General features: G+C 69.8%; 24 protein-coding genes. 11 read left to right on the forward strand and 13 right to left on the reverse strand.

Annotated elements, in window-relative coordinates:
* Positions 1-106: 106 nt before the first annotated feature.
* Positions 107-715 (forward strand): hypothetical protein, encoded by a 609-nt coding sequence (locus BWI15_RS13840; protein ID WP_077014696.1) that lies wholly within the window; start codon positions 107-109, stop codon positions 713-715.
* A 424-nt stretch (positions 716-1139) separates the two neighbouring features.
* Positions 1140-2930 (forward strand): glycerophosphodiester phosphodiesterase family protein, encoded by a 1791-nt coding sequence (locus BWI15_RS13845; protein WP_077014697.1) that lies wholly within the window; start codon positions 1140-1142, stop codon positions 2928-2930.
* Positions 2931-3092: 162 nt separating this feature from the next.
* Here BWI15_RS13845 and BWI15_RS13850 read toward each other — a convergent pair whose 3' ends face one another.
* A complete protein-coding gene (locus BWI15_RS13850; RefSeq protein WP_077014698.1) occupies positions 3093-4133 on the reverse strand; it encodes a carboxylate-amine ligase in 1041 nt (346 codons plus the stop codon).
* 70 nt (positions 4134-4203) lie between these two features.
* Here BWI15_RS13850 and BWI15_RS13855 point away from each other — a divergent pair, with 70 nt between their 5' ends.
* Together BWI15_RS13855 and BWI15_RS13860 are read left to right on the forward strand one after the other, a co-directional pair.
* Positions 4204-4941 (forward strand): HipA family kinase, encoded by a 738-nt coding sequence (locus BWI15_RS13855; protein WP_077014699.1) that lies wholly within the window; start codon positions 4204-4206, stop codon positions 4939-4941.
* A complete protein-coding gene (locus tag BWI15_RS13860) occupies positions 4938-5330 on the forward strand; it encodes a DUF3037 domain-containing protein (RefSeq protein ID WP_077014700.1) in 393 nt (130 codons plus the stop codon). The genes BWI15_RS13855 and BWI15_RS13860 overlap by 4 nt, the downstream gene beginning before the upstream one ends.
* 96 nt (positions 5331-5426) lie before the next feature.
* Here BWI15_RS13860 and pgm read toward each other — a convergent pair whose 3' ends face one another.
* Positions 5427-7061: a phosphoglucomutase (alpha-D-glucose-1,6-bisphosphate-dependent) gene (gene pgm / locus BWI15_RS13865; RefSeq protein WP_077014701.1), complete on the reverse strand. Its 1635-nt coding sequence runs from the start codon at positions 7059-7061 to the stop codon at positions 5427-5429.
* A 108-nt stretch (positions 7062-7169) separates the two neighbouring features.
* Complete coding sequence (locus BWI15_RS13870; RefSeq protein WP_077014702.1) at positions 7170-8660, reverse strand: fused MFS/spermidine synthase; 1491 nt, start codon at positions 8658-8660, stop codon at positions 7170-7172.
* A 91-nt stretch (positions 8661-8751) separates the two neighbouring features.
* Between BWI15_RS13870 and BWI15_RS13875 the strand changes: the two genes are divergently transcribed.
* Positions 8752-9105 (forward strand): MmcQ/YjbR family DNA-binding protein, encoded by a 354-nt coding sequence (locus BWI15_RS13875; RefSeq protein WP_077014703.1) that lies wholly within the window; start codon positions 8752-8754, stop codon positions 9103-9105.
* Between the two features lie 143 nt (positions 9106-9248).
* Complete coding sequence (locus tag BWI15_RS13880) at positions 9249-9809, forward strand: hypothetical protein (protein ID WP_077014704.1); 561 nt, start codon at positions 9249-9251, stop codon at positions 9807-9809.
* A gap of 178 nt (positions 9810-9987) precedes the next feature.
* Here the strand turns inward: BWI15_RS13880 and BWI15_RS13885 are convergent, their stop codons facing one another.
* Entirely contained in the window at positions 9988-10494 is a 507-nt protein-coding gene (locus tag BWI15_RS13885) for a hypothetical protein (RefSeq protein WP_077014705.1), read from the reverse strand.
* Positions 10495-10712: 218 nt separating this feature from the next.
* The gene (locus tag BWI15_RS13890; RefSeq protein WP_077014706.1) at positions 10713-11270 is read right to left on the reverse strand and encodes a YceI family protein; all 558 of its coding nucleotides are present in this window, start codon (positions 11268-11270) and stop codon (positions 10713-10715) included.
* Positions 11271-11447: 177 nt separating this feature from the next.
* Between BWI15_RS13890 and BWI15_RS13895 the strand changes: the two genes are divergently transcribed.
* The 3 genes from BWI15_RS13895 (at position 11448) to BWI15_RS13905 (ending at position 13119) form a co-directional block, all read left to right on the forward strand.
* Positions 11448-11936, forward strand: coding sequence for an FBP domain-containing protein (locus tag BWI15_RS13895; protein ID WP_077014707.1), 489 nt, complete (start codon positions 11448-11450; stop codon positions 11934-11936).
* Between the two features lie 87 nt (positions 11937-12023).
* Positions 12024-12278 carry a hypothetical protein gene (locus BWI15_RS13900; RefSeq protein ID WP_077014708.1) on the forward strand — a complete coding sequence of 85 codons (255 nt, stop codon included), beginning with the start codon at positions 12024-12026 and terminating at the stop codon, positions 12276-12278.
* Between the two features lie 67 nt (positions 12279-12345).
* Positions 12346-13119 (forward strand): DUF429 domain-containing protein, encoded by a 774-nt coding sequence (locus tag BWI15_RS13905; protein WP_077014910.1) that lies wholly within the window; start codon positions 12346-12348, stop codon positions 13117-13119.
* Here the strand turns inward: BWI15_RS13905 and pyrE are convergent.
* The 3 genes from pyrE to BWI15_RS13920 all read right to left on the reverse strand — a co-directional run bounded on the left by pyrE (position 13106) and on the right by BWI15_RS13920 (position 15627).
* Positions 13106-13627 (reverse strand): orotate phosphoribosyltransferase, encoded by a 522-nt coding sequence (gene pyrE / locus BWI15_RS13910; RefSeq protein ID WP_077014709.1) that lies wholly within the window; start codon positions 13625-13627, stop codon positions 13106-13108. The two genes, BWI15_RS13905 and pyrE, sit on opposite strands and share 14 nt — an antisense overlap.
* 15 nt (positions 13628-13642) lie before the next feature.
* Complete coding sequence (locus BWI15_RS13915) at positions 13643-14887, reverse strand: exonuclease domain-containing protein (RefSeq protein ID WP_077014710.1); 1245 nt, start codon at positions 14885-14887, stop codon at positions 13643-13645.
* A 107-nt stretch (positions 14888-14994) separates the two neighbouring features.
* Positions 14995-15627 (reverse strand): hypothetical protein, encoded by a 633-nt coding sequence (locus tag BWI15_RS13920; RefSeq protein ID WP_077014711.1) that lies wholly within the window; start codon positions 15625-15627, stop codon positions 14995-14997.
* A gap of 18 nt (positions 15628-15645) precedes the next feature.
* Here BWI15_RS13920 and BWI15_RS39380 point away from each other — a divergent pair, with 18 nt between their 5' ends.
* Positions 15646-15801 carry a hypothetical protein gene (locus tag BWI15_RS39380; protein ID WP_168197307.1) on the forward strand — a complete coding sequence of 52 codons (156 nt, stop codon included), beginning with the start codon at positions 15646-15648 and terminating at the stop codon, positions 15799-15801.
* Between the two features lie 9 nt (positions 15802-15810).
* On the opposite strand, the gene BWI15_RS13925 is transcribed toward BWI15_RS39380, so the two are convergent.
* Positions 15811-16302 (reverse strand): metallophosphoesterase family protein, encoded by a 492-nt coding sequence (locus BWI15_RS13925; RefSeq protein ID WP_077014712.1) that lies wholly within the window; start codon positions 16300-16302, stop codon positions 15811-15813.
* A 3-nt stretch (positions 16303-16305) separates the two neighbouring features.
* The gene (locus tag BWI15_RS13930; protein WP_077014713.1) at positions 16306-17298 is read right to left on the reverse strand and encodes an oxidoreductase; all 993 of its coding nucleotides are present in this window, start codon (positions 17296-17298) and stop codon (positions 16306-16308) included.
* Positions 17299-17460: 162 nt separating this feature from the next.
* On the opposite strand from BWI15_RS13930, the gene BWI15_RS13935 reads away from it, so the two are divergent.
* Positions 17461-17784: a hypothetical protein gene (locus tag BWI15_RS13935; RefSeq protein ID WP_077014714.1), complete on the forward strand. Its 324-nt coding sequence runs from the start codon at positions 17461-17463 to the stop codon at positions 17782-17784.
* Positions 17785-17916: 132 nt separating this feature from the next.
* Here the strand turns inward: BWI15_RS13935 and BWI15_RS40070 are convergent, their stop codons facing one another.
* From BWI15_RS40070 to BWI15_RS13950, 3 genes are all read right to left on the reverse strand, one after another.
* Positions 17917-18486: a hypothetical protein gene (locus BWI15_RS40070; protein WP_237771266.1), complete on the reverse strand. Its 570-nt coding sequence runs from the start codon at positions 18484-18486 to the stop codon at positions 17917-17919.
* Positions 18483-18713, reverse strand: a complete 231-nt coding sequence (locus tag BWI15_RS13945) for a hypothetical protein (protein ID WP_077014715.1) — start codon at positions 18711-18713, stop codon at positions 18483-18485. Before BWI15_RS13945 ends, BWI15_RS40070 begins: the two co-directional genes overlap by 4 nt.
* Positions 18714-18918: 205 nt before the next feature.
* Entirely contained in the window at positions 18919-19350 is a 432-nt protein-coding gene (locus tag BWI15_RS13950; protein ID WP_077014716.1) for a hypothetical protein, read from the reverse strand.
* Between the last annotated feature and the right edge of the window lie 5 nt (positions 19351-19355).

Genomic DNA, 19355 nt, shown 5'->3' on the forward strand with positions numbered 1-19355 from the left:
CGTCACGCTCACGGACAGCTCGAAACGGGCCGAAACGACGGGTTGGACAGTGGTGGGCGTACCGGGTCGGCATGCGCAGGTCGGTGGCGTCGGGGATCATGACGGGGTGACCGTTCCTACTCCGCGCCGGCCGATCCTGCCGGGTAACCAGCTGTTCGAGTCGCTGCCTGGTGCCGCGACCGACCCGGCGAAGGCGGCCGAGGTCGCGCACCGCACCGCCGAACTGCTGGTTCGTGGCGCCCGGTCGAGCGAGGACGCGGACGTGATCTCGCGGGTGGTCAAGCTGGCCGACGACTACGGCCTGGACGAGCTGGCCGATTTGTGGTCCGAGGCGCCCGCCGACTCCCTGCCCGGCACGCTCTGGCGGCTCTACCTGCTGCGTTCCTGGGTCCACTCGCAGGCCGAGGACGTCTCCCGCGAGTACGCGACCGGCCGCAAGTACGCCGAGGTGCACGCGGCGGTCGCCGGCGTCGCCGACCCACCCGGCCCGGACGAGGTGCGGGCGATGGTGGACGCCGTACTGCGTGGCGTCGCGACCGGCGACTTCGCGACCACGCTCGACCGCGCGGCGGCGTTCGCCCGGATCGTGGCGACCGGCCGCGCCCACCTGGCCGACGAGACGCACGACCAGGTCCGATCGGCGTCCAAGCTGGTGGAGATGGCCGACCAGCTGCAGACCGCGGCCCGCGCCGAGCGCGTCGGTCAACTCTGGTAGTTGCCTGGCGGTCCGGCGGGGACCCTTGCGTACGGCCCCTGGAAATGTTAGGTGCGCCACGACCGAAAACCTCAACAGGACAAGGCGTTTGGGCACCGGCTACACTGATACACGCGTCGGGCCGTGGTAGCCCCGGGTCCCAAAAATAGCCGCTACGAGCGGCCACGCGCCGTGAGGCGCTTCCCGGTCCGGCGCACAATCTTCCGGCCGACCGGCCGCTCCCCCGCAGCTCCTGCTCGGTGAGCCCGGTCGGCCGTTGTATTCCTCCTGCCCCACCAGCCCCGCCGGCGCGCGCCGGACGGTCAGTGATCGGCGCTGGGCGGTTACCAGTCGGCCGCTTGTTGGTTACCTTCGGGTGGCACCGGGTATCCCTGAGCCCTGAACCATCGCACCGACCCCTCCGCCCGACGAACAGGAACCCCTCATGCGCCGCCTGCCCCGCGCGCTGCTCCCGCTCGCCCTCACCGCCGCCCTGCTCGGCCAGAGCCTGGTCTCCGTCCAGGCCTCCGCCCACCGCGGCCGCGAGCTCGACCTCCAGGCCCACCGTGGCGGACTCGGCCTCACCGTCGAGTCCACCATCGCGTCGTTCTCCCGCGGCCTGGAGACCGGAGTCAGCACCCTCGAGCTGGACGTCCAGATCACCGAGGACGGTCACGCCGTCGTCACCCACGACCGCAAGGTCAGCGGGTCCAAGTGCAAGGACACCGCGCCGTACACCGCCGGAGACCCCGAGTACCCCTACGTCGGCAAGTACGTCAACACGCTGACGCTGAAGCAGGTCCAGCAGCTGGACTGCGGTTCGCTCACCCTGGCCAACTACCCCGGCCAGACGCCCGACCCCCGCGCCCGGATGCCGGAGCTGCGGGATGTGTTCGCGCTGGTGCACCGCTTCCGCGCGAACGACGTGAAGCTGAACATCGAGACCAAGGTCGAGGCCGGCGCGCCGACCGAGACCGCACCACGCGAGCAGTTCGTGCAGGTCGTCGCCCAGGAGGTCCGCAAGGCGCGGATCAGCCGGCAGGTGACGATCCAGAGCTTCGACTGGGGCGCGCTGATGCGGATGCGCCAGGTCGCTCCCGAGCTGCCGATCGTTGCGCTGACCAACTACGACTTCCTGCAGACCGGTCAGCCCGGCAAGTCGCCCTGGCTGGGCGGGATCGACATCGACGACTTCGGCGGCGACCTGGTCAAGGCGGCCAAGTCGTTCGGCGCGAACGCGATCTCCCCGGTGCACGGGTTCCCGCAGGACGGCAAGATCGGCGACCCGGCGTACCGGCCGTACGTGACCGAGGCGATGGTCGAGGACGCGCACCGGGCCGGCCTGAAGGTCGTGCCGTGGACGGTCGACGACCCGGCCACGATGCAGTCGCTGATCGACAAGGGCGTCGACGGGATCATCTCCGACTACCCCGACCGGTTGCGCACGGTCGCCCGGGACAACGGCTTCCGGCTGCCGAAGGTTTACGACGCACCGGCGGTCCGGTCGCTGCCGTCGGCGCACGCGCACAACGACTACGAGCACCGGCGGCCGCTGCAGGACGCACTGGACCGCGGCTTCAACTCCGTCGAGGCCGATGTCTGGCTGGTCAACGGCGAGCTGCGGGTCGCGCACGACCTGGAGGACGCCGTACCGGGGCGCACGCTGGAGAGCCTGTACCTGAAGCCGCTGGCCGACCGGATCCGGGAGAACCACGGCGAGGTCTACCACCGCGGCCGTGACTTCCAGCTGCTGATCGACATCAAGAGCGACGGCCCCACGACGTACGCCGCGATCGACGCCGCGTTGCGCAAGTACCGCGGGATCAGCACGATCTTCGCCGGCGGTCGCACCTTCCGCGGCCCGGTCACGGCGGTGATCAGCGGCAACCGGCCGCTCGACGTACTGAAGGCCCAGAAGATCCGGTACGCCGGCTACGACGGCCGCCTGTCCGACTTGAACTCGAAGCTGCCCGCGTCCCTGATGCCGCTGGTCAGCGACAACTGGACGAACAACTTCACCTGGCAGGGCGTCGGCGCGTTCCCGGCGGCCGAGCGCGAGAAGCTGCGCCAGATCGTCACCACCGCCCACCGGGCCGGCTACCGGGTTCGCTTCTGGGCCACACCGGACACCCGCGGCGCGGCCCGTGACGCCCTCTGGTCCGAACTCACGGCCGCCGGTGTGGACCACCTCAACACCGACGACCTGCACGGCCTGGAGGACTTCCTTCGCGGTTAGGGCATGGCTCCCGATTCCGCGCCGTAGCGAGCAGGTGCTCGGTGCGGTAGCTCGGTGCGCGGGAGACGAGGTTGCGATGCGGAGCATCGTGGCCTTGGCTCCCGTGCGGCGAGGTGCCGTGCCGAGTGCCGCGCAGTAGGCGGGGAATCGGGAGGCATGCCCTTAGTGGGTGACTTCCGTGAGGGCGATCAAGTCGTCGCCCTCACGGAAGGCCTTGCGCTGCCGGACAGCGCCGTTGCCCTCCCGGAAGAGCCGCTCCATCGTGGACTCCACGCGCTCGACCTCGTCGAGCTGCTCGAGCGCCGGCCGGATGTGATCGATCAGCAGTCCCTGCACCTGCTTCATCGGCATCGGCTCGCCCCGCAGTACGTCGAGGTTGTCGCCGGTCAGACCGTCGCGCGACGCCAGCCAGTACGCCGCCCGCAGCACCTCGGGTTGCAGCTCCGGGCCCAGGCCGCCGTCCTCCAGCGCGGTCATCACCAGCGCGCGGACCACCGTCGCCAGCAGCACCGTCTCGTCGACCGTGAGCGGGACGTCACTGACCCGGATCTCCACCGTCGGCAGGTGCGAGGACGGCCGGACGTCCCAATAGACCATCTGCTCGTCCATCAGTGTGCCGGCCGACAGGTGGGTCGCCACCAGCTTGTCGTAGTGCTCGGCCGACTCGAAGTACGGCGGCTGCCCGACGCACGGCCAGCGCGACCACATGATGGTCCGCCAGCTGGAGAAGCCGGTGTCGTTGCCCAGGTAGATCGCCGAGTTGGCGGTCATCGCGAGCAGCGACGGCAGCCACGGGCGCAGGTGATTGCTGACCCTGATCGCCGCTTCCTTGTCCGGTACGTCGATGTGCACGTGACACCCGCACACGGCCTGTTCGCGGGTCAGTAGGCCGTACCGCTCCTCCATCTCCAGGTACCGCGGCTTGCGCGTCACCAACTGAACGGCCTGACCGGTCGGCGGTGCGGCAACAGCCAGCAACCGCCCGCCGTGCTCCGCCGCGGCAGCGGCCAATTTCGCCCGCATGGCGGCGACCTGCGTGTGCAGTTCGTCCGCGGTCTCGCAGACCGGCGAGTTGGTCTCGACCTGCGCCCGAGTCAACTCGAGCTCCACGTCGATCCCACTCACCTCGTCGGCGACCGCCTTGCTTCTCGGCAGCGGCTCACCGGTGGCGGAGACCAGTAGCAGCTCTTCTTCGACGCCCATGGACGGATGCTTCACGCCGGATCGGTACCCGGCGCCGCTGCGGAGGAAACGGCCCTCTAGGCTCACCCGCGTGAGTCTGCCGACCGTCACCGCCACCCGCTACGTGCTGCCGTTGCGCGAAGGTGGGTCGTTACCGGGAGTTGTCGAAGGCAACGATCTGGGCACGTACGTGCTGAAGTTCCACGGCGCCGGCCAGGGCCCGAAGGCGCTGGTCGCCGAGATCATCGCCGGCGAGCTGCTGCGCCGGCTGGGCCTGCGGGTCCCCGAGCTGAAGCTGTGCCGGCTCGACCCGGCGATCGGCAAGTCCGAGCCGGACGAGGAGATCCAGGAGCTGCTGGTCCGCAGTGCCGGCCTGAACCTCGCGGTCGACTTCCTGCCCGGCTCGTTCGGCTACGACGGCTCCAGCGGTACGCCGGACCAGGCGACCCGGGCGCGGATCCTCTGGCTGGACGCGTTCATCGCGAACGTGGACCGCTCCTGGCGCAACACCAATCTGCTCGTCTGGCACAAGGAACTCTGGTTGATCGACCACGGCGCCGCCCTGTACTTCCACCACTCCTGGATGTCGGCCGAGCGCTTCGCCGCGCTGCCGTACGACGCGACCGACCACGTCTTCCGTGACGACGCGGCCGCCGTACCGGCGATCGACGCCGCGCTGGCCGCGGAGATCACGCCCGACCTGCTGACCGAGGTGATCGCGCTGGTGCCCGACGAGTGGATCGCGGACGGTGACCGCGAGCGGTACCACGGTCACCTGACCGCGCGACTGGCCGACCGGTCGGCGTGGCTGCCGGGTGGTGCGCGATGAGCGAGACCGGCGAGCTGATTCCGTTCGACTACGTCATCCTGCGCGCGGCGCCGCGGATCCATCGCGGTGAATTTGTCAACGTCGGCGCGGTGCTCTACTGCCGCGGCATGGACTTCCTCGGCGCCGCCTGGGACGTCGACCCGGCTCGGTTGCGGGCACTGGACCCGGCCGTGGACGTCGACGTGGTGTGCGCGTCGCTGGAGCACATCCGGGCGATCTGCGCCGGCGACCCGGCCGGCGGACCGGCCGCTGCCACGCGGATCGGCGAGCGCTTCCGCTGGCTCGCCGCACCTCGCAGTACGGTCGTCCACCCCGGCCCGATCCACAGCGGGCTGACCAGCAGCCCCGCCGCGGACCTGGACCGGTTGGTGGACGCCTTCGTGCGCTGAGCCGCGAACGCGAGTGGGCACCTCGGACACGAAACCGGGACCTCGGACAGGTTGTTACCTGTCCGAGGTCCCGGTTTGCTGGTCCAGGTCCCGGCTTCAGTCCAGCGCGTTCGAGACGACCTCACGGGCCTGGACGAAGACCTCTTCGAGGTGGTCGGCCCCCTTGAACGACTCGCCGTAGATCTTGTACAGGTCCTCGGTCCCCGACGGCCGGGCGGCGAACCACGCCGACTCCGTCGTCACCTTCAGCCCACCGATCGCCGCACCGTTGCCCGGCGCGCTGGTCAGCCGGTCCAGGATCGGCTCGCCGGCCAACTCGGTCGCCGTCACCGCGTCGGCCGACAGCGCTGCCAGCTTGGCCTTCTGCTCCCGGCTCGCCGGAGCGTCCACCCGCGAGTACGCCGAGGCGCCGAACCGCTCGACCAGCTTCGCGTGCGCCTGCGAGGGCGTCTCGCCGGTCACCGCGGTGATCTCGCTGGCCAGCAGCGCGAGCAAGATCCCGTCCTTGTCGGTGGTCCAGACGCTGCCGTCGAAGCGCAGGAAGCTCGCCCCGGCCGACTCCTCGCCGCCGAAACCGACCGACCCGTCGATCAGCCCCGGGACGAACCACTTGAACCCGACCGGCACCTCCCACAACCGGCGGCCCAGATCCGCGACCACCCGGTCGATCAGCGACGACGAGACCAGCGTCTTGCCGACCGCGACGTCGGGGCCCCACTCGCGGTTGGCGAACAGGTAGGAGATCGCCGCGGCGAGGTAGTGGTTCGGGTTCATCAGCCCCGCGTCGGGTGTGACGACGCCGTGCCGGTCGGCGTCCGCGTCGTTGCCGGTGGCCAGGTCGTACCGGTCCTTCTGCGCGACCAGGGACGCCATCGCGGACGGCGAGGAGCAGTCCATCCGGATCTTGCCGTCGTGGTCGAGCGTCATGAACGACCAGGCGGGATCGATCCGCGGGTTCACCACGGTCAGGTCGAGGCGGTGCCGCTCGGCGATCGCGGCCCAGTAGTCGACGCTCGCGCCGCCGAGCGGGTCGGCGCCGATCCGCAGCCCGGCCGAGCGGATCGCGTCCAGGTTGATCACCGACGGCAGGTCGTCGACGTAGTGGCCGAGGAAGTCGTAGCCCTCCGCCTGGCTCCGCGCCCGCTCGAACGGCGTACGGCGAACCTCGCGGTTGCCCGCGGCGATCAGCTCGTTGGCGCGGGCGGCGATCCAGCCGGTCGCGTCGGAGTCGGCGGGTCCGCCGTGCGGCGGGTTGTACTTGATGCCGCCGTCGCGCGGTGGGTTGTGCGACGGCGTGATCACGATGCCGTCCGCCGTGACACTGGCGCTGCCGCCGTCGCCGCGGTTGAGCCGCAGGATCGCGTGCGACACGCCTGGCGTCGGGGTCAGCCGGTCCGCGCTGTCGACCAGGGTCTGCACGCCGTTGCCCGCGAGCACCTCGAGCACGGTCCGCCAGGCGGGCTCGGACAGGCCGTGGCTGTCCCGGCCGACCAGGAGCGGGCCGTTGGTGCCCTCACCGGCGCGGTATTCGCAGATGGCCTGCGTGATCGCCAGGATGTGGGCCTCGTTGAAGGCGCCGTCCAGGCTCGAGCCGCGATGGCCCGACGTACCGAAGACGACCTTCTGAGCGGGGTTGTCGACGTCCGGGGTGATCCCGTCGTAGGCCGCGAGCAACGCGTCGACGTCGACGAGGTCCTCGGGCTGGGCGGGCTGACCTGCGCGTGGGTGCATGTGCACATGCAACAAGCCCGAAGCGCGGAGCACAACTCGACTCCGTCGATCGCGCGAGTTCTGGTCAGCTTCGGCCGGGCGCCGATCAGCTGGAGATCGGGGCTCCGGTCAGCTGGAGAACGGGGTGAGCAACTGGTCCACCGGGGCGAAGTCGTCGGTCAGCAGCGGCGCGTCGCCGACGAACCGGCGTACGGCGTCGGCGCCGTCGAGTACGTCCGCGCGGTCGCCCAGCCGGGTGCGCAGCTCGTTGACCGGCAGCGCCTCGTCGGACGCGACCAGCACGAAGTTGCCGCCCTCTTCGCCCGCGAGCGCCTCCTCGGTCGAGATGACCGCGACGTTGTCGAACTCCTCCGCGACCGTGCGGATCTCGGCCTTGAGGAAGCGCTGCGGCCCGAAGTCGATGATGTTGACCGCGTAGATCCCGTCCGGCCGCAGCACCCGGTGCACGTCGGCCACCAGCTCGCGGGTCGTCAGATGCCACGGCACCGCGACACCGCCGAACGCGTCCATGATGATCAGATCCCGGCTGTCCGCAGGCTCCGACCGTACGCCGAGCCGGCCGTCGCGAATCTGCAGGTCGAGGTCCGGACCGGATCGCGCCCCGAGTTCCGCCTTGTCGAGCGCGATCACGCCGGGGTCGATCTCGTAGACCTTGTTGTTCGTCCCCGGCCGGGTCGCGGTCAGCCAGCGCGGCATGGTCAGCCCGCCGCCGCCGACGTGCAGCGCGTCGAGCCGCCGGCCGGCGGGGAACTCGCTGTCGATCAGGGCGCCGAAGTTCTTGATGTACTCGAACTCCAGGTAGGTCGGATCCTGCAGGTCGACGTACGAGTGCCGCAGCTGGTCGAGATAGAGCGTGCGGCCGGACGCGCGGTTCGGGTCGGGCTCGATGCGGGCGCAGTGATACGCGGTCTCGACCTCGCACGGCCGCGGCGCGACGACGGTGAGCCCGGCGCCGACGAGCGCGAGCACCAGCGGGCGAGCGGCGGCCTGGATGCCGCGCAGGAAGATCGTCAGCACCGCGCCGGTCACCACCAGCACACCGCCGAGACAGAGCACGATCACGCTCGTCGGCACCTTGGCCACGAACACGAACCCGGTCAGCACCGTGCCGACGATCCCGCCCACCGTCGCGTACGCCGACAGACGCCCGACAACCGTGCCGGTCTGAGCCAGCGTCGACAGCCGCAGCTTCGTCACCATCGGAGTCACCGCGGCCAGCAACGACGCCGGGATGAACACGGCGACCGCGACCGCCAGGAACACCGCGTTCGCCCCACCACCCCGCACCGCTTCGCCCGTCCACCGAACCACCGGCAGCACGAGCAGCACGAGCGCGCCCCCGAACAGGATCATCGGCCCGAGCGTCCGCGTCGGCGGCACGGAGTCCGCGAACCGCCCACCCAACGCCGCACCGGTCGCGATCGCCGCCAGCGCGACACCGATGATCGCCGTGTTGGTCTCCAGCGTCAGCCCCAGGTACGGCGCCACCAGCCGCAACGAAACCAGCTCCAGCACCATCACCGCCGCCGAACTCCCGAACGACAACCCAATGGCCAGCTTGTCGCCGATCCCCCGGACCCGGACTTCCGTCTCACTCACCGCGCCACCCTATCGGTGGGTCCCAGCGCGGGGCGTTTCCGCGACTCAGCAGGAGGCTGACAAACCACGCGCCGGGCGGGAGGGTGGAGGCATGGACGCGTTGGAGCGGTTGCGGGAGCTGTGCCTGGTGTTGCCCGAGGTGACCGAGCGGCTCAGTCATGGCGAACCGACGTGGTTCATCCGGGACAAGAAGACCTTCGTCATGTTCGCGAACCAGCACCACGACGACCGCGTCGGCTTTTGGTGCGCGGCCCCCGAAGGTGCCCAGGAGGAACTACTGGCCACCGACCCAGACCGATTCTTCCGTCCCCCGTACGTCGGCCACCGCGGCTGGATCGGCGTCTACCTGGACATCGAGGACGTCGACTGGGATCACCTCGCCGACATCGTCCGCGACGCCTATCGCCACGTCGCACCGAAGTCTCTCGCCGCGCTGGTCGACTAGCTGACTGGCAAGGATCTCCACCATCCAGTACTGGATGTGACTCAGGTCACAGTGACCACTGTCCGTGTCACCGCGTTACACGAACAGTGCCGGTGGTAGCGGCAGTACCGCGTCCGACGGCACCTGACAGGAGGTTCGACCCCATGCGCATTCGGAACCTGGCGGTGACCGCCACGCTGATCCCGGTCCTGATGCTCGCCGGTTGCGGCGCCGACACGTCGGCCGACGTGGCCGCCTCGTCCCCCGGCGCCCAGAAGGCGTCCAAGCACACCGATGTTCCGGTCGGCGCGGCCCAGCCGGAGACCACGCAGGTCTCCGACGACCCGGTCGTCAACGCGTACTACGACTACCGCGCCGCGCTCGACACGATGATGAAGAGCGGCGGCAAGGCGACCAAGCAGCTGGTCCCGGTGATGACGCCGACGCTCTACAAGGCGATCAGCCTGCAGGCCAAGTACTACCGCGCCCGCAAGCTGCGCAACACCGGTGCCACGAAGGTGGTCTGGGCCAAGCGCACGGTCGCCGCCGCCGGCGTGATCGTGCGCGCCTGCTACGACACCAAGGCCGCCCGCACGGTCGACGCGAAGGGCCGCGGCGTGATCCCGGCCAAGACGCCGACCCGCTGGGTCGACGAGATGCGCGTCGAGCAGCGCGACGGCCGCTGGGTCGTCGACGGCGGGCGCACCACGCCTCAGAAGTGCTGAATCCGCCACACCCCTGAAGCAACCTCCGGGCCTTGCCGGAGGAGAACACGACTCCGGATCGCCGCCCTCGGGCACACCTCGCGGACCGGAGCCAGCCAACAGCGCGGAGAGTCCACCTCTCCGCGCTGTCGGCTTCCCAACCTCGGCAGCGGCGCACCCGGCCCCGAGAGCACCGCCCTCAGAGCGGGTGCCGCGACTCCTGCGCGATCAACTCCTCGACCGCCGCCCGCAGCTCGGCGTCCTGTTCCGGTCCGGACCACACCACGATCCGCGCCTTGTCGCCCAACTTGTCCGCGACCAGCTCGCGCGCCGGCGTCGGATCACCCTGGTTCAGCAGGACCACCAGGCGCCTGCCGTCCCGCTGCAACCGGTCGAGCAACGGCGGCAGCGTCGACCCGCGGAACAACCCCGGATCGCTTTTCACCTTCGTCTCGACCATCACCCCGCGCCCGCGCACCACCAGCAGGAAGTCGGCCCGGTCCCGAGCGAACTCCCGGTCGTGGTAGACCCGCGCCTTCGGCCAGAGCCGCTGCAGCGCCTCGTCGACGTCCGCGTCGTAGCGGGCCGCGAGCCGGCTGACCCGCGAACTCGTCCCGCGCGGGCGAAAGGACTCCGGCGTACGGCGTACCGGTCGGCGTCGGCCGAGCAGCGGCAACATCCACCGGTAGAGCCTGGTGTCGATCATCGGCGGACCCCCTGGCCCTAGGTCGTCACTCAGGCAAGAGCTTTCCAGCCTCCGGGGGCGGCAAAACCTTCCCGCCCGCACCGAAGGCCGATCGTGACCGCACCGCGACGAACCCGACACCCGGCGACCCACCGACGGACCGACCGATGGGCCCGGACAGACGAACACCGGGGCCGCCGACCAGCAGCGACCCCGGTGGCGCCTGTACGGCGAAACGCTCAGGCGTTCTTGATCGCCGAAACCTCGATCTCGAGGGTGATCTTTTCGCTGACCATGACGCCACCGCCATCGAGGGCCGCGTTCCAGGTGACGCCGAAGTCCTTGCGGTTGATCGTCACCGAGCCCTCGACGCCGACCCGGACGTTGCCGTACACGTCCGTGGCGGTCCCGGTGTACTCGAAGTCGATCGTGACCGGCTTGGTGATGCCCTTGATGGTCAGGTCGCCGGTGACCGCGAAAACGTCGTCACCCTTGGGCTCGACGGCGGTCGACACGAAGGTGATCTCCGGGTGCTCGTCCATCTCGAAGAAGTCGTTGCTCCGCAGGTGGTCGTCGCGCTGGCTGTTGCGGGTGTCGATGCTCTTGGCCTGAATCGTGACCTTGACCGAGGAGTTGGCCGGGTTCTCGCCGTCGATGTGCGCCGAACCCTCCCACTCGTTGAACGACCCACGAACCTTGGTCACCATCGCGTGCCGGGCGACGAAGCCGACACGGCTGTGCGAGGTGTCGATGGTGTAGTCGCCGGTCAGCGTGGCGTAGCCAGTCGTCGTGCTCATGAGTGATGTCCTCCGGGGGCGATTAGTTGAAGTTTGTATCTCTTACTGTGCCAGAGCCAGGTTGATAAGTCCACTCCCCCAGACGGTGTGTTGCTCGAACGGCTACATATTCGGTTGCGGCGCCGGACCGCGGCGGGTTTGAGTAGCTCGGCAATCGTTCGAGGTGAGGAGTTCGTGGTGCAGGCGTTGAGCGCCGACGAGATCCGGCGATCGTTCGTGAACTCGTCGAAGAGCCAGGTGAAGGCGATCACGATGCCGGCCGGGCTGACCGAGCTGCCCTGGGAGTCGCTGGACTTCCTCGGCTGGCGCGACGCGAAGGCCCCGGCTCGCGGCTACCTCGTCGTACCGCGTGAGGACGGAGTCCTCGGTGTCGCCCTCAGCACGGCCGCGACTGGTAAGCCTCGTCGTGGCACCGGGCTGTGCGACGTCTGCCACACCGCGCACCAGGTCACCGACGTCGCGCTGTTCGCCGCCCGCCGGGCCGGCACGGCCGGGCGTGAGGGCAACACGGTCGGCACCTACATCTGTGCCGACCTGGCCTGCTCGTTGTACGTGCGCGGCCTGCGCGACCCCGAAGTGCCGCAGGGCGAAACCGTCAGCCCGCAGATCCGGATCGAGCGCCTCGGCCAGCGGCTTGAGACTTTCCTGTCCCGGGTACTCGCCTAGCAGCATCCGGAGAGACACAATCAGCTTCGGCAGACTGGTCCGGGGAACTAGTCTGGAATCAGGACCGGACACGAGAACGAGGTCGCGATGTCGGAGTTCAGAATCACCCACGAGATCCACGAGGTCCACCCGGACATCCGCGAGAAGCTGACCACCGCGACAATCGACGCGATCAACGAGTCGAGTTCCCGGTCCGCCGAGGACGCCGCGCTGGTGCTGCGCAACCGGCTCGGCGAGATCGGCGTGCACATGAGCCCCGAGGCCTGCCTGGCCGCGGTGGAACGGATCCGCTCCGGCAAGAGCCTGCGCTTCGAGATCGAACGCGAACCCGCTGCGGACTGATCCGGAGGTGGCGGCCGGCGCGAGGTCGCGGCGGCCCGCCGCCGGTGAGGGTCCGCTGCAAGCCGGGATGCGGTACGTCGGGGTCGACCTCGCCTGGGGTCAACGTGGCGTCACCGGTCTGGCCGTTCTCGACGCGTCGGGCGCCCTGCTGGACGTCACCGTTCTGCAGACCGACAGCGACATCCTCACCTGGTTGCGTCGTTGGACCGCCGGGCCGTGCTTCGTGGCGTTCGACGCGCCGATCGTCGTGCGCAATGCCGGCGGCCATCGGCCGTGCGAACGCCTGATCTCGCAGTATTTCGGGCGCTTCGGCGCGTCCTGCCACGCGGCCAACACCGCGAACCCGAGCTTCACCGACGGCTCGCGCGCGTTCCGCTTCATCCAGGAGCTCGAGCTCGACCTCGATCCCGGGTCGGAGCGGCACGCCGCGGAGGTCTACCCGCATCCGGCGCTGGTCACCCTGTTCGAGCTGCCGCGCATCCTGCAGTACAAGGCGAAGCCGGGCCGCGACTTCGCCCACCTGCACGGCGAGATGCTCCGCCTCACCCAGTACGTCGAGTCGCTGGCCAACGCTTCGCCACCACTGGTGCTGGAACACAGTCCCGCCTGGCAATTGCTCCGCGATCAGCTGGCAACCGCCGCCCGCAAGGCTGATTTGAAACGGATCGAGGACGCGCTCGACAGCATCGTGTGCGCCTACATCGCGGCCTACGCGACCACGCATCCCAGCCGGGTCCGCTACTTCGGCAGTCCGGACACGGGCCAGATCCTCGTACCGGTCACGCCCGACCAGGCAGCGCGCTACGACCTCGAAGCCGTCGCGCCGGCTACTCGCTGCTGAGATCAGCCGCCCGCAGCAACGAGATCAGCCCGAGGCCGCTCTCCTCGAGCGCCTCCGCGCCGCCCTGCTCGCGATCGATCACACACAAGGCCTCGCGGACATCGGCGCCGAGCCCGCGCAGGTCCTGTGTCGACAGCACGATCTGCCCGCCGCTGGTCACCACGTCCTCGACCACCAGCACGCGGCGCCCCTCGATGTCAGCCCCCTCGGCCAACCGCGAGGTCCCGTACTTCTTCGCTTCCTTGCGGACGAACGCGCACGGCAAGCCCGTGTGCCGCCCGAGCGCGGTGACGACCGGAATCCCGCCCATCTCCAGCCCGGCGAGCACCTCGGTCTCCGCCGGCACCAACGGCACCATCGCCGCCGCGACCGCGTCCAGCAGCACCGGGTCAGCCTCGAACCGGTACTTGTCGAAGTAGTGATCGGTCGTCCGCCCCGACCGCAGTGTGAACTGCCCGGTCAGATGCGCCACGTCGTAGATCCGCCGCCCCAGCTCCGCTTTGTCCACGCCGCCGACCCTAGATCACCCGGCCTGCCGCTCGTCGAGCGGCAGCAGGTGCGCCGGCAGCAATCGGCGGAACGCCTCCACCGCGATGATCGGTACGCCGTACTCCCGGGCCGTCCGGGCCTTCAGCGACAAGCTGTCCACGTCGGCGGCGACCACGAACGTCGTGTCCGGCCGCACCGCCTCCTGCGGACTGAACCCGGCCGCGACCGCCCGGTCCCACCACACCTCCCGCGGCTCGACCATGTCCCCGGTGAACACCATCGTGCTGCCCGGCGGAAATCCGCCGGCTCCGGGCCGCGCCGGCACGACGTACTGTCCGTTGCTCGCGGCAACCAATGCGTCGTCGACGTCGCAGGCGTGCCGCCCGAGCATCGTCGCCACCCGGTCGAGATCCGCGCGCTGGTCGTCGGTGATCTCGCCGTCCAGCCAGACGGCCGCGGCCAGCTCAGCGAGGTAGACGCCGTGCAACTGGTCGACCTGCGACCGGGTCAGGCCGAGATCCGTCGCCACGTGCACCAGCAGATCGGCACCGGCCGCGTCGATCTCACGATCCGCGAGCAGTGTGTCGAGCACGCCGAGGTAGGAGTCGGCCTGCGGCGGCTGCGGAACCCGTGGCAACTGGTCGACGAGTCGACTCATCCACCCGTGCCGGCCACCCGCGTGCACCGGCCGCACGGTGGGAGTGAAATGCGTGCCCGGCAGCTCCGGCCAGGGCAGGTCGCGGATCTCCTCGTAGGCCCACTGCCACGGAGGTGGTGACGGGAACGAGCGCAGGTACGTGCTGAACAGCTCGGCCGTGGCGCGGGTGTCCGCGAGCGCCGAGTGCCAGCCCTCCAAGGTGATCCCGGCGGCCGCGCAGCACGCGCCGAGCGTCCGCTTCGACCCCGGATACAGGTAGCCGGCCAGCGCCATCGTGCACATCGACCGCTCGGTGATCAGCGGCACGACATGCCCGAGCCGGGCGAACTCCGCACGCAGGAAGCCGAGATCGAACTCGACGTTGTGACCGACCACCATCCGCCCGGCGAGCAGCTCACCGAGATGGCGCGCGACATCGACGAACTCCGGCGCGGCCAGCACGTCGGCGGTCAGGATCCCGTGGATGTGCTGCGGACCGAGGTCGCGCTGCGGATTCAGCAGCGTCACCCACTCGTGCTCGAACCGGCCCTGGGCGTCCAGCAGCACGACGGCGATCTCGATCACCCGATGCCGGTGCCCGGGCAGCAGGCCGGTCGTCTCGGTGTCGATGACGGCATACATCCGCGACGCCTCCTCGGAATCGGTCCGTGGTGTCCAGCTACGACCAGCCAATCACAGGCCACCGACAATTCCGGCCCGCCCAATCGCAGGCCGGTCCCAGGCCCGTCTCAGGCCGGTACGTCGACCGCGATCTCCTCGCCGAGCGTCGCCCCGAGCCCGAGATCCAGGTCGTCACCACTCCAGAACCGGCCCGGGTCGTACCAGTTCGGCCGCCGTCCACCCGGCAGCAGCCCCATCTCCTCGTAGGTCAGCGCGACCACCTCGGCGCAGTACGCCGTCTCGAGCACCAGCTCGCGCTGACCACGCCGGAACGCCGGGATCCGGCCGCGCAACCATCGCGAGGCCAGCCGCGCGGTCGACGGGAACGGCGTACCGTCCAGGCGCGCGACCACCCGCAGTACGGCGTCCTCCATCTCCTTGCCGACCTCGGGATCCAGCTGCCGCAGCCAGGCCCGCTGGCCGTACTTGTGCACCCAGGTCGTCACCGCGTCGCGCAGGTCGTGCAACTGGGCACCGCGCTGGTGGTTCCCGGTCCAGACGTCGGGCAGCGAGCGGCCGAGCTCCGCGTGCCACATCAGTGGTGGCAGGTCCTCGATCACGATCGCCATGCCGACGTGGTTGATCGGGCTGTTCGTGGTCAGCTGGATCGCCCGGTCGGCCGCGGAAGCCCCGCGAAACAGCCAAATGTCACCCGTTCGTGTCAGATCCGTAGCCTCGTCCAGCGTTATCCGCGTCTCCACATCGCTAGGTTAGTGCTCATGAAGGTTTGGAAGGTGCTCGGAGTCGCGGGTCTTGTCGGTGTCGCGGCGACCGGTGTGGTGATCGCGCGGGGTGAGCGCAAGCGCCGCGCCTACACACCCGAAGAGGTCCGCGACCGGCTCAAGGCCCGGGTCAAGGAAGCCGCCAGCGCCTGACCCGCCGCCCTAGAGGTTGTGCAGGGCAACGTTTTCCAGCCGGCCGGACGTGATCGTCGCCGTCTGGTAGGTGCAGTACGGCTGCCGGCGGCGATCCGTCGGTGATCCGGGGTTGAGCAGCCGCAGACCCCGCGGTGACGTGGTGTCCCACGGGATGTGGCTGTGCCCGAACACCAGCAGGTCGACGTCCGGGAACGCCTTCTCGCAGCGCAGCTCCCGCCCCTGCTTGCCGCCGGTCTCGTGGACGACGGCGACCCGCAGACCGTCCAGCGTCTCCCGGGCGATCTCCGGCAGCCGCCGACGCAGCTCCGGGCCGTCGTTGTTGCCCCAGCAGCCGATCAGCCGGTCCGCTCGCTCGGTCAGTTCGTCCAGCAGCTCGACACTCACCCAGTCGCCGGCATGGATCACCACGTCGGCGTCGTCGACCGCCTCCCAGACCTGCTCCGGCAGCTTCTTCGCCCTCACCGGCAAGTGGGTGTCAGAGATCAGCAGCAGCTTCATGCCTCACTCTGTGCCCAGCTGCGCGATCAGTTCACGTTCCCGCGCCGGGCTGAGTCCTGCTTTGCGCTCCCGGTCCAGCCCGAGCTCGCGCTCCCACTCCAGCGTGTCCCGGATGAGCTCCTCCCGGGACCTGTGCTGCAGCCCGGCTCGGACCGCTGCCTGTCCGCTGCGGTTCGACCAGCCTTCGTAGCCGGGCTCGGTCAGCCACATGGCCAGCGACTCCGGTCCCATGTACTGCTCGACCTTCTGCTCCTCCAGCCACTCCCTCGGGGCGAGCACCACCGGACCGGTGTGACCACCGATCGCCCGCGACGCCTCGATCCACTCACCGAAGGGCACCACCGGCCCGACGGTGTCGTACGTCCCGGTCACGCCGCGCTCAGCGCAGTCGAGCAGCCAGGAGGCGAGGTCGCGTACGTCGACGACCGACGTCGGCAGCTCTGGCGTGTCCGGCACCAGCAGCGGCTCCTCCGGTGCTCTGGCCGCGCGGGCGACCCAAGCTCCGGCCCGGTCGCTCCGGTCGCCCGGACCGCCGATCAGACCCGCCCGTGCGATCACCAGGCGGTCCCCCACCGCGGCTGACGACGCCTGCTCGCAGGCGACCTTCGCCTCGCCGTACTGGTCGCGCTCGGCCGTCTCCGCGTCAGTCGGCTCGCGCAGTGCGGCGGACTCGTCAGCGCCCGGCGTACTGAAGTCGGCGTAGGCGTTGCCGGACGACACGTAGGTCCAGTGCTTGGCGTGCTCGCCGAACGCCGCCAACGCCTCCTTGACGAAGCCCGGCTGCCAGGAGACCTCGAACACGGCGTCCCACTCCCGCTCCGGTACGCCGTCGTACGCGCTGGGCTTGCTCCGGTCCGCGGCGACCAGCGTCGCTCCGTCCACCACGTCACCGCTCTCGCCGCGGGCCAGACAGGTCACCGCGTGACCCCGTGCGAGCGCCTGCGCCGAGATCTCCCGCCCGAGGAAGGCCGTGCCGCCCAGTACCAGAATCTGCATGGCACCCAGCCAAGCAGCCCGTAGCAGCAATTCCCACTGCCTCTGCTGACAGCAGATCGTTGCCCATCCCCCGCAGCGAGTCATCGGTGGGCTCATGCCCTTGCGGAGGGGCGCGGGTGCGGAGCACTGTCGGCAGGAGGAGAACTACCACCAGGGGGAGTCATGACAGGTTTTGTGCAACTCATCGAGTACCGGACCTCCCGGCCGGACGAGATCGCCGCGCTGATGTCCGACTACCGCGGCAAGCGAGAGGCCGAGGCTGCCGACGGACCTTCGCCGACTCGGGTGATGGTGTGCTCGGACCGCGACGAGAGCGGCCGGTACACCTCGATCGTCGAGTTCGCGTCGTACGAGGAGGCGATGGAGAACTCCAACCGGCCGGACACCAGCGAGTTCGCGTCCGCCTTGATGGAGCTGTGCGACGGGCCGCCGACGTTCCACAACCTCGATCTGCTGGAGGTCGAGGAGTTCCAGCGGAAGTCCTGACAACGACGAGCGGGCCGGGCACCGGAGGGAGTTCGGTGCCGGCCCACTCGGGGTGAGGACCGGGTCCGCGGCGCCGGACCCGGTCGTGGTCGGTGGACTGGAGTCGTGAGGTGGAAGCCAGTCCGTGGATGGTCAGATCAGATCGGTGAAGCCCGTACGCCGGTGCGTCCGTGAGGCCGGCTCCATGAACTCCGAGAACAGCCCCTTGTGCTGCGAGAACCCCGACCGCTCCGCGGGGAAGATCGGGCCGGCCGATCCGTGCTCGGCGGGGAAGATCGGCGCGGTCGCCTTCGAGTTCGGCGCGGTTCCTGGAGGGCGCTCGACGCCGTCCGGCGCCGGCGCGTCCCCTGCGGAGTCTCCCCGCGAGTGCCGCCCGGACAAGCTCGGCCCGGGTCCCTCGTCCACCGCCTCCGGTGCCGGGTGCAACTCCGGCCAGGGCTGCGGCGGCAGATCCTCCCGCCGCGGCACCTTCGGATCAGGCCCTGGATCCGGGTCCAGCCACTCGACCTCGGTAGCGCCCCCGTGCCCGTGGATGGCGATCACCGAGTCGATCCCGTCCCAGACCGTGGTCGTCGGATAGTCCCCGAACCACCGCAACGCGACCGCCCCGTCGGTGAACTGAACCCCCTCGGCGACGGGCCCGGTCCCACTCACCCCGGACACGTCCTCGTACCGCATCAACCGAAACCGGCGAGAGCTCATTTCGGCGCGACCTCCCACAACCGCTCACCGGGCAACGGCCGCCCCGATCCGGGATCAGCCGCCGACACCGGTTCGCTGGTCACGCGAAGCCCCGCGAACCGCCGCGACATCGCCGCGACGTACCGATCGGCCAACTCCGCCTCGGCGCAGTAGTCCGCGACCACGTGGTCGCCGAACCAGACCCGGACCCGCCGCCGCTGCCGCGGCCCGGCTTGGTCCCCGCCCATCAGTGCACCCGACGCAAAACCAGGAGGCGAGACGATCCGCCCCGTGACCTACCCACCAGCGACCTCGACAACCTGCACATCACGTCAATCACTTCCACTTCCCTGTGGGGATGGGTTCACAGGTAGTGACGAAGCGCTCACGGCTTCATGACGCGATTTCCCAGAAGTTTTCGCCACGCCCGCCTGGAGGCGACCTACGCTGCGCTCAGACCAGCCGCTCGCGCACCTCACGCGGCGTGATCCCGGTGACGAGCTCCACGCTCCGCATCGACCCCGGCTCGATCAGGTGCAGCCCCGAATCCCCGGGCGCCACGTCCGCCGCGAACCACACCGCGAACTCGGCCGCGCCCTCCAGATCCGCAGGGTCCAACGTCACCGCCTGCCCCGTCCCGCTCAACGCGATTCCCAACTCCCCTCGCCCAGATCCGCCGGGAATCAACGCCTCCAAAATCATCGAAGAACCCCCCACCGAGCCGAAACCGACCCGAACGTCAGGCCATCGCCCCCGCAATGCCACCGCGAGATCCTCGGCAGAAACACTCCACGCCGACTCCTCCAGCGGCGCCAGGACGTACCGCTCAATCGTCGGCCACCACGGCGAGCGGCTCCCCAGAAAGATCTCGTCACTGTCGGACATGCATC

Source organism: Kribbella sp. ALI-6-A, assembly GCF_001984195.1.
GTDB lineage: Bacteria > Actinomycetota > Actinomycetes > Propionibacteriales > Kribbellaceae > Kribbella.